A 13,308-nucleotide genomic window follows, 5' to 3' on the forward strand; every position below is an offset into this window, starting at 1 on the left:
CATTCATAGCAAAACACTCGTTGACCGAGTATCCGGTGAAACGAAAAACCGCAGAATTGACCCAGATAAGCTTTCCGTCGGGTCCGAACCAGTTTTCCCAGTCATATGTATAATCAGCAATTGCGTGGAACTTTGCCTCTGCCTGGAGGAGCTCCTTTGTTTTCCTGTACTTGTACTCCCTCCTGAAATAGAGCAAAGCAACTGCAAGGAAGAGGAATATGGCAAAACCTGTAACTGCAAAGAAGATGAAATACCCGTATAATGACTTCAGGATTGCTCCTTTCTCCTGCCCGACAATGACTGACCAGCCAATACCTTTTACAGGTGCAATGGATACATAGAAGATATTGCCCTTGTCTTTTGCATCTGCAATTTCCATATCAATACTGGCTCCTGCAAGTGCCTTCTCCCGTACGCGTGCGTCAGGGTATTTCGTTATGTTCTCCTGATAGGGAACAGTAGTGCTGAATATCATGTTTCCTTCCTGGTCGAGGAGGGTAATACTCTTTCTGGGATCTATTGTATTTGCCCTGATGAAGGCGGCGAGGAAGACGGTGTGCTGGATGCTGCCAAGTATCCCGATGACCTTACCTTTCTTGTCTAATATAGGAACAGATACAGCAATAGCGAGATCTTTTTCCAGGACAATCAAACGGAATACTGTAGAAATATAGGGTCTCCATTTCCTGCTTACCCCTTTATACCAGTCAAGGTGAACATAGTTCTTGCCGTAGGATTCTTTACTCACCGGGTAATTTGCCCAGACGGTTCCATATTGGTCGCTGACAAAGAGGACATCGATTTCAGTGTGGTGCTCGCTTAAGGATTTCAGGTGAGGGATGATGTGGCGAAAGTCCTTCTTCTTTACTGCATCGATGAAGAGCGGGCGTTGTACGTAGGATTCCAGGATACTGGTAGCTGCCATCTGATGTTCATGTATGAGCGAGGAGAGGAAATTCGCTGTTACTTTGTTTTCATTGATTGTATTCTGTAATACATACTGATATTGGTTGAGTATGATGGAAAAGGTGATGAGAAAAGTAATAATAAAGATAACCGCAATTATTACGGCATATAATTTCTTCCCTTCAAATAAGGTTTTCATACATGTCCCTTATGGGTTGCCAATATCGGATGCAGATTGTGGAACACAGGGAAAGGTAAGTGGTGGAGAGGAGCTTGACTGAAGGCATGGGGGGGAGGGATTTTTTACATTGGCATCTTCTGGAAATTCCATTTGATATCCCCCTTCAATAACACAGAGAATTCAACATGCTCCAGAGAAACTCTTAAATATGATGGACCCCTGTTACTTCTTACTTCTAATCTACAAAAAGTTATAAGCAAATGTCATCAAAAGAGTAAAAATTAGATCTGTTTTATGGCTGTTAAGCTTCTAACTCTACATAGATAAACATATAATAAGTATAGCCTAAATAAATAATAATGCAAATTTATTGTTATTCAATTTGCTTTCCTCTTATAGAAAATATATTTACCTTATCTCAGGAATGGGTTAAATAAATACGCATAAAAGAAAGGGACTATGAAACAAATACGAAATTTCAGCATTATTGCCCATATAGATCACGGTAAATCAACCCTTGCCGACCGTCTGATCCAGCACGCAGACCTCGTTGATGATCGGCAGTTCCGCGATCAGATACTCGACAACATGGATATTGAACGCGAGCGGGGCATTACGATCAAGAGCCAGACTGTTAATTTACCCTACAAAAGTAAAATAAACGGGGAAGAGTTTGAGTTCAACCTTATCGATACCCCGGGTCATGTGGATTTTTCTTATGAAGTATCCCGCGCCCTTGCCTCGTGCGAGGGGGTGCTCCTCCTTGTCGATGCCTCGCAGGGGGTTGAGGCGCAGACATTAGCTAACCTCTACGCTGCCATGGAACACAATCTGGTTGTTATCCCGGTCATCAATAAGATCGACCTGCCTTCTGCCGATATTGACAGGGTAAAAGAGGAGATTGATGGTGAACTGGGTCTTGACCCTGAATCAGCTCTGCTCTGCTCGGCAAAGGAAGGTACAGGCGTTGAAGAGATCTTTGAGGCAATTGCTGAACGGATACCGCCTCCGGCAGGGGACCTGGAAAAACCCCTATCGGCCCTGATCTTTGATGCACAGTACGATTCATTCCGTGGGACAATTATCAGTTGCCGCATATTCAACGGTTCAGTCCGTCCCGGCGATACCATCCGGCTTATGGCCATGGGCACTCAGCACAGGGTTGAAGAAGTGGGCATATTCCGTCTTAAGATGGAACCAAGAAAAGACCTCACAGCCGGGATGGTCGGTTATATTATTGCAGGCATCAAGACAGTAAGTGATACAAGGGTCGGCGATACCATAACCCTCGATACAAACCCTGCCAAAGAGCCACTCCCCGGCTTTAAAGAGGTAAAACCGGTTGTCTTTTCATCTATTTACCCTATTGCCTCTGATGACTATCTGTCCCTTGCAGACGCACTTGAGAAGTACAAGCTGAACGATGCAGCCCTCGTTTATCAGAAAGACTCTTCGGCAGCGCTTGGACAGGGCTTCCGATGCGGATTCCTTGGGCTCCTCCACCTTGAGATCGTCCAGGAAAGGCTTGAACGCGAGTTCGACCAATCTATCATTATGACTTCTCCCAGTGTCCAGTATCGTTTCCTCCTTGCCGACGGTCGGACAGTTACCATAGATAACCCGGCATATTACCCCGACCCTACAGAGATTAAAAAGGGTGAAGAACCTTTTATCAGGGCCAGTATTATGATTCCCGAACGTTACGTCGGGGTTGTCATGAAGCTCTGCCTGGACCGGCGAGGAGTAAACTCGCGTCTCAGTTATCCTACTTCAGGCCGTGTTGAAATTACCTTTGACATGCCGTTAGGCGAGGTGATCTTCGACTTTTATGACAGGCTGAAAAGCATTACCCAGGGATATGGATCTTTTGATTACGAGATTATCGATTACAGGGAAAGCGACCTTGTCAAGCTCGATATACTCGTAAACGGAGAAAAGGTTGACGCCCTCTCTATGATCGTTCATCGCGAACATGCCCGTGAAAGGGGGGTAAAGGCATGTGACAGTCTGAAAGAGGAGATACCGAGGCAACAGTTCAAAATAGCCATCCAGGGGGCTATTGGAGGGAAAATCATCTCACGCTCAACCATTACTGCATTCAGAAAAGACGTTACTGCAAAATGCTACGGCGGGGATATTTCACGAAAAAGGAAGCTCCTTGAAAAACAGAAAAAGGGTAAAAAGAGGATGAAAGTCGTAGGCTCCGTAGAAATTCCCCAGAGCGCTTTTATGGCAGTGTTGAGAACAGATACCGAGTAACTGATTACTATATTCTACCCTCTAAGTTTTTAAAACAGGCTATGATATGAGCTATTAACTATGAGCTATGTATGAACCTTTAATGCATTAAGGAGCCTCCGATTTCATATCCCGGCCTCTATATCCATTTCCCTTTCTGTAAAACAAAGTGCCCGTACTGTGATTTTTATTCTGTAACAGATCTTTCTCTCATTGATACATGGCTTAATGCCCTTCAAAAGGAGATGTCTTTCTATCGCCCGGATTTTACCGTCTTCGACTCCCTCTATCTTGGCGGAGGAACCCCTACCCTGCTCAACAACCATCAAATAAAACGCCTTCTGGATGCCCTTCATAACCATTTTACTTTTCTTCCCGATACTGAGATCACCGTTGAGGCAAACCCCGATGACGTGACATCCGGAAAACTCGGCGCATTAAGTGCGGTAGGCGTGAACCGTTTGAGCATCGGCGTTCAGTCATTCAATGAAAAAGAGCTCCGGTTCCTGAAGAGAAGGCATACCGGTCATAACGCCAAAAAAGCAGTGAAGCTTGCAAAGGCCTGCGGCTTCACCAACATCGGAATAGACCTTATGTATGGCTTTGAGGGTCAGACCAGGGAAAGCTGGCTGGATACGATGCAAATGGCGATCGAGCTTGAGCCAATGCACCTTTCCTGCTATCAGTTCACTCTTGAGGAGACAACACCTTACGGCAAACTTAAGACAGAGGGCAAGCTGAAATCCATAACAGAAGAAGAGGAAAGGGAATTCTTTTTACTTACATCAAGCTTTTTAAAGCTCAACGGTTTTATTCATTACGAGGTTTCTAACTACGGAAAGGGCAAAAAATATTTTTCACGCCACAACCGGAAATACTGGCAGCATGTACCCTATCTCGGACTCGGCCCTGCTGCTCATTCCTTCAAAGACAATGTCAGGTGGTGGAACTACAGATCTGTTGAAGAGTACTGCCAGGTAGTTTCGCAGGGAAGAAAACCCGTTGACGGGTCTGAAAACCTTACCGATGAACAATTGAGACTGGAACGCCTCTATCTTGGTTTCAGGACTCAAAGCGGTGTATGCGTCGATGACATTTGCAGCAGTCCTTCAATGACTCAAACCTTATCGCAATTAAAACGATCAGGGTTTGTGAAGATCCGTAGCAACATGATAATCCCCACTCTAAAGGGCTACCTCATCGCAGACCACCTTCCCCTTATGTTCACATAAAGTTGTTGTGAGTCATTCCTTATTTTCAACTACTTTTTATATGGAAAACATACTTTTTTTCTGATATGATTCTTCACTTAAGGTCCCATCGTCTAGTGGCCTAGGACGCTGGCCTCTCACGCCGGTAACACGAGTTCGAACCTCGTTGGGACTACCAAAATTTTAAAACAATTTCTAATTGTGAATTTATAATTTTGAATTTGAAACACAAAGAATAGAAACAAATTCTTTATCAACAAGCATTCTACAGTAAATGTTGAACATATGGCTTTATAACAATATTATTGCTTTAGAGCTTCGGGATTTCTGAAAAAATCCGTATTCAAAAATTCTTTCAATGCATGGAGCGCCCTGCCGCGGTGGCTTAGTCTGTTTTTTTCTTCCATAGTAAGTTCGGCTATATATTTATCCAGTTCAGGCACATAAAAAACAGGGTCGTAACCGAAACCTTTTTCACCTTTTCTTTCAAACCCGATATAACCTTTCAGCGAACCGTAAAATACATAGCTCCTTTCCTTTTCAGGCATGTACAGGGCTATATATGCCTTGAAAACCGCACCCCTTTTTTCCCAGGGAATCCCTTTAAGCTCAACAAGCAATTTATTGATCCTGTCTTCATCATCCTTGCCGTACCTTGAAGAAAATATACCCGGTCTTCCTCCGAGGGCCGCCACCTCGATACCCGAATCATCGGCAATCGTATCCATATTGAATCTGTCGCCGATCTTTCGAGCCTTTTTCATCGCATTTTCAAGATATAGAAGGCTGTCTTCACTTACCTCAACTTGATCTTCCAAATCCGTTAAAGAATAAAAATTAACGAATTCGCCATGAAGAATAGCCTTTATCTCTTCAAGCTTGCCAGGGTTTACTGTTGCAATTACAACATCTTTCATAATAATTCAAAAAGACATTTTTCAGACAAGCGTGCGACATAATTCATTGCCTCTTGCCCACTGAAAACTGTCTCCCATTTTACCCCTGTCTTCTGCCGTTTAAATCATCGGGAAAAGTGCTCCAAGAGCTATTTTTTGTTGCCTCGTAATTTCGTTGATGCCCTTTAACGCATACTGGTACATCATGTCAAACTGTTCTTTTGTAAAAGGCGTCTTTTCTGCCGTGCCCTGTACCTCTATGAGCTGCCCCTTGCCTGTCATCACGAAATTCATATCCACTTCAGCCCTGGAATCCTCATCGTATGACATATCAAGAGCAATCTCGCCATTTACCAGTCCTACACTGATTGCCGCAACAGAATCACGAAACGGTATTTTTTCGATGACGCCTCTTTTCTTCATAGCCCATAAAGCCTCCACAAGGGCTACATAGGCGCCTGTAATGCTCGCCGTTCTTGTCCCGCCATCAGCCTGTATTACGTCACAGTCTATCCAAAGCGTCCTCTCGCCGATTATGTCAAGATTTAATACGGCACGGAGAGCCCTGCCGATAAGCCTCTGTATCTCATGGGTACGCCCCCCTATCTTTCCTGAAACCGCTTCTCTCATTGACCTTGTTTTGGTAGCTCTCGGCAGCATAGAATATTCAGCAGTCAACCATCCTTTCCCTGAATTTTTCAAAAAAGGCGGAACTTTCTCTTCCACGCTCACGCCGCATATTACCTTCGTCTCGCCCATCTCGACAAGGACAGAGCCTTCAGGAAATTTCAGGAAATTCTTCGTTATCCTTAACTCTCGTATTTTGTCGTTTACCCTTCCATTACTTCTCATTTTTTATACCTCTCATAAAATATTTCTGAAGACAATCATTTAACGTATTCAGCGTTTCACCCGTCTTGTCCTTTGTGCATTCCATTCTCAAAAAAACACCGGGCATATCAACGCCATGGAGGGGGAGCAACGGAAGTTCCTTAACTGTTTTACCAAAAGAAGATGCGACGCATTTTGCAATTTCCGTAGAACGAACAATGTGTTGTGCGGGAATCTCCTCAATTGTGAGAAATTTGCCGCTTCCTTTTTTTGAGTTCGTTACAGCAACAAAAACATCGTCCTTATCTCCAATACGAAAATCAATGGCCAACATCAGCAAAGCATTTGCCCTGTTGATTCTGTTCGCATTCTCCAGATGTTTTTCAAATGTTTCCGGTTTTTCATAAATACTCACATTATAGCCCTTACTGTCAAAATATTTCTTCAACAGGCTCCAGGCATTCTGATCTTTTTCTCCGGTACGATATAATATAATATGCTCGCCGGCAAAGGAACAAAATAACGGGAATAATATACATACAAGAATGATAAAGACCTTCATTCGAGACTCTCTATTGTATGTGCCTGATTTTCTTCCTGATATTTTTGCTCATAAAATCTCCGAAAATCACGTGATATTTTCAGAACTGTAAACTGTTTAACGTTTTTCAAGTATATACCTTTCAAGGTTCACTGCGGCCAGGGCTCCATCCCCTACAGCGGTAGAAATTTGCCGTAAGGTCTTTTTTCTTGCATCACCGGCAATAAATATACCCTTCGTCTTTGCAGAAAGGGCTTCGTCAGTCAATACAAATCCTGAATCATCCCTGTCGACAAGATCTTTCAGGAAAGCAGTATTCGGCCTTGCGCCCACATAAACGAATACCCCGTCAACCTTAACTTCTGAATGCTCTCCTGTCTTTATGTCTTCGATAACAATATGCTCGACCTGCTCTTTTCCCTTTATTTCCAAGGGCCTTTTATTCCACAAAAACTCCATTTTACTATTCCTGAATGCCCTGTCCTGGATAATCTTCTGCGCCCTTAGTGCATCCCTTCTATGGATCACATAGACCTTCCTTACAATATTTGCCAGTGACAGCGCCTCTTCAATGGCTGCATCTCCCCCGCCGATAACTGCTACATCGAGGTTCCTGAAGAAGGCGCCATCGCAAGTTGCACAATACGAGATACCCCTGCCAAGAAACTCATTTTCACCGGGTATACCCATCTTTGCCGGTTCTGTCCCTGTTGCCAGGACTATCCCCGCAGATATGTATATCCCTTCGGATGTTCTGGTTGCAAATCTCCCCTTTTCTACGAAAACGTCTTCCACCCCGGAAAATTCCTGTATCAAAAGCCCGCACTGCCTGGCGTGCTCTGTAAACCGATTCATCAGATCCCTGCCCGATATGCCTTCAGGAAAACCTGGATAATTCTCGATATGTCCCGCATTCATCGGCGTTCCGCCCGGTACCATTTTTTCAAGAAGCAATGTATCAATCCCTGCACGCATGAGATATATGCCTGCGGTAAGACCTGCCGGCCCGCCGCCGATAATAATTGCTTCATGGAATTCAGACACATTTACCTCCATATTCTTTTTCTTTTACTGTTGTTATGCTATCAGATAGGTTTTTACTGTGTCAATGACAAAAGGCGCTATCTGATGTGTACCCGGCAATATGACAGGTGAAAATGATCTTCTTTTCTTTAATATGATACAGATATAATGTTTTGCAATTTATTATTGACAACATCGGTGTTATTATCATATAGAAAAGCACAAGGCGGTGTAGCTCAGATGGTTAGAGCATGCGGCTCATATCCGCAGTGTCCGGGGTTCAATTCCCTGCACCGCCATTTTATAAGTTTTCTTAATCATTTTAAGGAGATAATAATTCCGTCATGCAAATTACCAGAATTCAAAACCGGAAACAAACTGAAAGAGACATTGAAATAACAATCGTGAAGGAAGAGAGATTTGTTATGGCGCTTTTTCTCATGTTATTTCTTACTATTACAATAATTTTTCCAAATGTATCGCATGGGGCTGAGAAAAAAATTAAAAAGCAACCTGTACAAAAAGAAGTTAAAGAAGCTGTGGTAATCACAGGCTCCAACATACAAGCATCTTTAGGAAAAGCAGAGGAGTACCTGAAGAAGGGCGATAGCGATAGCTCTCTAAGGGTATTTATTAAAATATATGATTATACAAAAGAAGTGTTAACAACTATCGGCATTGTCCAAAGCCAGTACGAGATGTTGTTCAATGATTCCGCAATAGGCCAGAATGAAAAAGAAGATATTTTTATAAAATTGAACAGGATAAAACAGCTTACACCAAAATATACCAACATAAAAATTGCATCTGCGTATAATATCGGATATATATACTCAAAAAAAGGTGATTCAGAGAAGGCAAGAACATTTTTATCCGAAGTGCTCGAAGCAACACCCTTTTCAACCAAACAAAGTTCATTGTGGATGAAATCAAAAACACTCCTTCTCGATCTTTACGGTTTAGAAGGCGAATTTTAATTGGATTTGGATAATGGGGAAATAATAGCAAACGAGGTTATCAACTCCTTAGAAATATCCCATTTCATCAGAAACATATACATAGAAAACACAAATTCTCCATGGAATGAAAAATCCTTTATCAAGAGAAAAAAGGATTATCTTGATGTTAAAATAACAATCTGGGAGGACGACCGGTTTCTATACGGGAGAATATACCGGCTATTCCTTTATATATTTGACGTACTTAATCCGCATTTTCAATACAAACCTCAGATCGCACCGGACGAAAATAAAGAACCTAAAATGAAGGAAAGGCATAATCAAATATGGAGTATTTATGTAGACAGCCGTATGGAAAGAAGGGGTATTGAAACATTTTATGATAAATTATTACGAAGAAATATCCTTATAGATGCCGAAAAGGAAATCACATGGGAAGAAACCAATGAAATTTTTCAAAAACTATGGGAAAAGGATTCCTATACCTACCAGGAAATAACTGATTATACGTACAATCTTAATAAATTAATAGAAAAACACACTCATGACACAGCTTATATGTTTGAAACTGAAATAAACAGGTATTTGCTTGAACCGTTTGTACAAAAACATATAGACAAGATCCCTTCAGCAACATTCAGGAATTCAATCAACGAGCTTTTAAACTTTACTGCTTATAATTGTAAAGATATATATATTGAATCGTCATATTTTGGAATATCTTTTTTTTATCAAAAAAAGGTTGTCTTTGAGATGATACCTACAAAAGAAAATAACCTGTTTCTAACGCTCTTCAATCCCGTATCAAATGCCTACGAAACCCGCGTAGTCACCGAAGATTCAAATATAACAGAAGTCCAGGGGCATATTAAAGAAATGTATAACAAAGTTTCTATAAACCCACACTTTTAAACACCAATTTATCTTCTCAGCCTCTTCAATGCAAGTTCGAAGGTGTATTCATACAAGTGCAAGCCTTTGCTGATCGCTGTGATTGTGCCGTCTTCAACGCCGATCTCCTGGCACATATACTCTTTTAAAAGTTGAATGGCAGCAAGATTTGACGGAAAACCTGCCCATAGATCCCAGCTACGAAAATACAGAACAAAATGCAACTTACCTTCCATCAGGCGCGTATCGATCAGGCGCAGACAAGGCGGATCTTCAAGCATAATATCCTGTGGCATGCCGACTTCCATGATAGCCTGATTCGTACCATACTTCCCCTGTTTGTATATCTCAATGACTTCCATAACAGGATTTACTCCAAGAGCATATTCTTTTCCTTCAACACACACTTTAGGATTCGTAAGTCTTTCTCCATATGTGTAAAGTTCATTGTCTGCCTTTTTATCTGTCATCAGGTACTGGAGGTATTCCTCAACATATTCCATGCTTGAAGGCGCAGGTATCCCGAGCTCCGACGGTATATCGGGGATCAAAGGTCTTGTTCCGGGATACTTTACATGAACCATCACAATGTCAAATTCCCTTCTCTTTTGTCCCTCAAAAGAACCCCTGTCTATTTTATATTCATGAATGCCATCTGTTTCAAAAATTTTGTAGACACATTGAAACCAAGCATCCGGCAGGTCCCTCGCCTCAATATAAACAGGTTTCATCTTTCCTCCATTACATAAATTAAACATTCAGCATTCAAAGTTAAATAAATGCGTTTTATTTGATTCTATCAAATAAATTGAAAAACAGCACTAAAAAGTATTATTATAAACCACATTAAGGAGGGCTCCATGTTTGTGAAACAGATTCAGGTTGGCCAGATGGCTGTTTTTGCATATATTGTAGGATGTAAAATCACGAAGGAGGCGCTCGTCATCGACCCTGCTGCCGAAGAAGAGAGATTGCTTGAAGAAGCAGTCGGTAAAGACTACCGGATAAAATACATTGTCAACACACATTCCCATATTGACCATGTTATGGGAAACAGACGGATGAAAGATCTTACAAATGCAAAGATCATCATCCACGAGAAAGAGTCGTCCAGCTTAATAAACCAGTCACCCCAGATGATGAGCATGTTCAATGCAGAACCTTCGCCGCCTGCAGATATTACTGTCAGGGATGGTGATTACATAACCATAGGCGAGACTTCTCTGGAAGTACTTCATACACCCGGGCATTCTCCCGGGAGTATTTCGTTATACCACAAAGGCATTGTATTCACCGGAGACACTCTTTTTGTCGGAGGCGTCGGAAGGACAGACCTTGGAGGCAGCTCATGGCAAGACCTTGTTTCTTCGGTTCACAATAAACTTTTCACCCTTCCTGATGAGACAATAGTTGCACCAGGCCACAATTACGGTGATTCGCCAAAAAGCACCATCGGTAGGGAAAAGGTACACAATCCATATGTCGGGCAAAGGGCTGGATATTAAAAAATCCTTCATAACTCAAGCAGTTATTCTTGCGGTTTTATTGATTGTGGCATGCTCATGCGGGACTGCACCTCAGGCACTTAAAAAAACCGAGCCGAAAATCGATCTCGTGCTTGGAGGCGGTTCAGCAAAAGGCTTTGCCCATGTTGGCGTAATAAGGGTACTTGAACAGGAAAAAATACCTATCCATATGATAATCGGGACAAGTGTCGGAAGTTTGATTGGAGGTATATATGCTTCCAATCCTGATAGCTTTCAGCTTGAATGGATAGCATTTAAAATTGACAAAAACGATATTCTTGATTTTTCAATAATATATTCAAAACTTGGTCCGGTCCAGGGTGCAAAACTCGAAACTTTTGTAGAACAAACAGTCAAAGTTAAAAAAGTTGAAGATACAAAAATACCCTTTTACCCGATAGCCACAGATCTTAATACAGGTGAAACAATCATCCTTGAAAAAGGCTCGCTTGCAAAAGCAATCAGGGCTTCATCATCTATACCCGGCATTTTTGCTCCTGTGACGTTCGGGAACAGAATGCTCGTAGACGGAGGAGTAACAAATAACGTTGCATGCGACATAGCAAAGAATAAAGGGGCGGATATTGTCATTGCAGTGAACCTGTTGAAGGATATCAAAGACTACGACATCGGTTCGGTCATTGATATTATTGCCCAGTCTGTAAACATCATGATGCATGAAAACAACAAGACAAAGCTGCAATATGCGGATATTCTGATAGAGCCTGAAACGAAAGGTGTTTCAATATTTGATTTTACTCAAAAAAAGAGGCTTATGGAAGAGGGAATGAGGGCAACAAAAGCAGTGATTCCAAAGATTAAAGGACTGATTCTACGATATGGGCAATAAACTATATTCAATATTTATCATTGCACTTTTTACATTATGACGTTTATCCTGAAAAAAATCATCACATGTGCCATTGTCCCACCCGGTTGTTTCATTGTTTTACTGCTTATATTCGCAGTCTTTTTAAAGAAAAAATCCCGGTTCTTTGCATTATTACTTGCAGTCCTGCTTTATTCCGGCAGCATACAGCCTGCCGGAGACCTGCTTTTAATGCCGCTTGAATATGCGTATAGGCCGCCTACATTAGCTGAAGTAAAAACGGGCAATGCATACGTGGTGCTCGGAGGCGGCGTGAATGATTTTGCGCCTGACTTAGATGGGGAGGGAACTCCAGGCAGCGAAGCATTTCTAAGATTAATCTGCGCTTACAGATTGTACAGAATCGATAAAAAACCGATAATCATTTCCGGCGGAATAATATTTGAAAGGCGTTCAGAGGCAGCGATAGCAAAGAGGATACTCTTATCCCTTGGAGTCAACGAAAAGGATATCCTTATGGAAGAAAAAAGCAAGGATACTTTTGAAAATGCAAAGTATGTAAAAGAACTATCGGATAAACATGGCATCAATAGAATAGTTCTTATTACAAGCGCTTTTCACATGAAAAGATCGATGATGCTTTTTAATAATTTTTTTAAGGGAACCATCCCCTGTCCGACCGGACACAGCACATCAAAAACTAAATATGATTTGCTCAGTTACCTGCCGAATGCAGGTAATTTAAGCGCTATTGCCATCGCAATGAAAGAATATATGGGAATACTTTTTTACACGATTTTTCCAATACCAAATCAAAGATGATATCAAGACGGCAAGTAAGAGGTGACGTAGGCATGCTACCTTTATGTCGAGGAACCGATGACGAAGCCAACGATGATAGCGCTTTGATTTGGCATTGGAATTACACTTTAAATCTTTGGATCATCACATCGTCTAACTTCTCTTTATCAAAAAGTACCATTAAAAGCCTGTCTACACCAATAGAAACACCTGTACAAGGTCCTTCAACTCTTGACAATGCCTCAAAAAACCCTTCATCCGATTCAAACGTTTTTTTACCAAGCTTTTCCCGTTCTCTGTTATCAATAACAAACCTGTTCCGTTGTTCTTCAGGATTGAGGAGTTCCGTATAACCATTTGCTATTTCTACCCCGCTTATGTATAGTTCAAACCGCTCAACCTTATTTGTATCTTTCTTTTTTGCCATCGTTGAGACAGATAAAGGCCAATCTTTAATAAAATAAGGAGCTTTCTC

General features: G+C 41.7%; 14 protein-coding genes and 2 tRNA genes. 9 read left to right on the forward strand and 7 right to left on the reverse strand.

What is annotated here, in order from left to right:
- Positions 1–1,105: cache domain-containing protein (locus NT178_03500; GenBank protein MCX5811594.1), on the reverse strand; the 1,105-nt coding region annotated here is incomplete at its 3' end.
- Positions 1,106–1,546: 441 nt separating this feature from the next.
- Between NT178_03500 and lepA the strand changes: the two genes are divergently transcribed.
- From lepA to NT178_03515, 3 genes are all read left to right on the forward strand, one after another.
- Entirely contained in the window at positions 1,547–3,346 is a 1,800-nt protein-coding gene (lepA, locus tag NT178_03505; GenBank protein MCX5811595.1) for a translation elongation factor 4, read from the forward strand.
- 122 nt (positions 3,347–3,468) lie between these two features.
- Entirely contained in the window at positions 3,469–4,557 is a 1,089-nt protein-coding gene (hemW, locus tag NT178_03510) for a radical SAM family heme chaperone HemW (GenBank protein ID MCX5811596.1), read from the forward strand.
- Between the two features lie 81 nt (positions 4,558–4,638).
- Positions 4,639–4,714: transfer RNA gene (locus NT178_03515), tRNA-Glu, on the forward strand.
- Positions 4,715–4,838: 124 nt separating this feature from the next.
- On the opposite strand, the gene rdgB is transcribed toward NT178_03515, so the two are convergent.
- The 4 genes from rdgB to trxB all read right to left on the reverse strand — a co-directional run bounded on the left by rdgB (position 4,839) and on the right by trxB (position 7,848).
- Positions 4,839–5,453 carry an RdgB/HAM1 family non-canonical purine NTP pyrophosphatase gene (gene rdgB, locus NT178_03520; protein MCX5811597.1) on the reverse strand — a complete coding sequence of 205 codons (615 nt, stop codon included), beginning with the start codon at positions 5,451–5,453 and terminating at the stop codon, positions 4,839–4,841.
- A gap of 99 nt (positions 5,454–5,552) precedes the next feature.
- Entirely contained in the window at positions 5,553–6,284 is a 732-nt protein-coding gene (rph, locus tag NT178_03525; GenBank protein ID MCX5811598.1) for a ribonuclease PH, read from the reverse strand.
- Entirely contained in the window at positions 6,274–6,825 is a 552-nt protein-coding gene (locus tag NT178_03530; protein ID MCX5811599.1) for a hypothetical protein, read from the reverse strand. Before NT178_03530 ends, rph begins: the two co-directional genes overlap by 11 nt.
- A gap of 96 nt (positions 6,826–6,921) precedes the next feature.
- A complete protein-coding gene (trxB, locus tag NT178_03535; protein ID MCX5811600.1) occupies positions 6,922–7,848 on the reverse strand; it encodes a thioredoxin-disulfide reductase in 927 nt (308 codons plus the stop codon).
- A gap of 204 nt (positions 7,849–8,052) precedes the next feature.
- Between trxB and NT178_03540 the strand changes: the two genes are divergently transcribed.
- The 3 genes from NT178_03540 (at position 8,053) to NT178_03550 (ending at position 9,698) form a co-directional block, all read left to right on the forward strand.
- Positions 8,053–8,126: transfer RNA gene (locus tag NT178_03540), tRNA-Met, on the forward strand.
- Positions 8,127–8,267: 141 nt separating this feature from the next.
- Positions 8,268–8,804: a tetratricopeptide repeat protein gene (locus tag NT178_03545; GenBank protein ID MCX5811601.1), complete on the forward strand. Its 537-nt coding sequence runs from the start codon at positions 8,268–8,270 to the stop codon at positions 8,802–8,804.
- Positions 8,805–9,698, forward strand: coding sequence for a hypothetical protein (locus NT178_03550; protein ID MCX5811602.1), 894 nt, complete (start codon positions 8,805–8,807; stop codon positions 9,696–9,698).
- 8 nt (positions 9,699–9,706) lie between these two features.
- Here the strand turns inward: NT178_03550 and NT178_03555 are convergent, their stop codons facing one another.
- Entirely contained in the window at positions 9,707–10,408 is a 702-nt protein-coding gene (locus NT178_03555) for a thymidylate synthase (GenBank protein ID MCX5811603.1), read from the reverse strand.
- Positions 10,409–10,537: 129 nt separating this feature from the next.
- On the opposite strand from NT178_03555, the gene NT178_03560 reads away from it, so the two are divergent.
- From NT178_03560 to NT178_03570, 3 genes are read left to right on the forward strand one after another with little or no spacing between them, the layout of a single operon-like run.
- Positions 10,538–11,182, forward strand: coding sequence for an MBL fold metallo-hydrolase (locus NT178_03560; GenBank protein ID MCX5811604.1), 645 nt, complete (start codon positions 10,538–10,540; stop codon positions 11,180–11,182).
- Positions 11,157–12,053: a patatin-like phospholipase family protein gene (locus NT178_03565; protein ID MCX5811605.1), complete on the forward strand. Its 897-nt coding sequence runs from the start codon at positions 11,157–11,159 to the stop codon at positions 12,051–12,053. Before NT178_03560 ends, NT178_03565 begins: the two co-directional genes overlap by 26 nt.
- Before the next feature lie 36 nt (positions 12,054–12,089).
- Positions 12,090–12,854, forward strand: a complete 765-nt coding sequence (locus NT178_03570) for a YdcF family protein (GenBank protein MCX5811606.1) — start codon at positions 12,090–12,092, stop codon at positions 12,852–12,854.
- A gap of 100 nt (positions 12,855–12,954) precedes the next feature.
- Here the strand turns inward: NT178_03570 and NT178_03575 are convergent.
- Positions 12,955–13,308 (reverse strand): hypothetical protein (locus tag NT178_03575; protein MCX5811607.1); only part of this gene is annotated, 354 nt, incomplete at its 5' end.

Source organism: Pseudomonadota bacterium (assembly GCA_026388255.1).
Taxonomy (GTDB): Bacteria; Desulfobacterota; Syntrophorhabdia; order Syntrophorhabdales; family Syntrophorhabdaceae; genus JAPLKB01.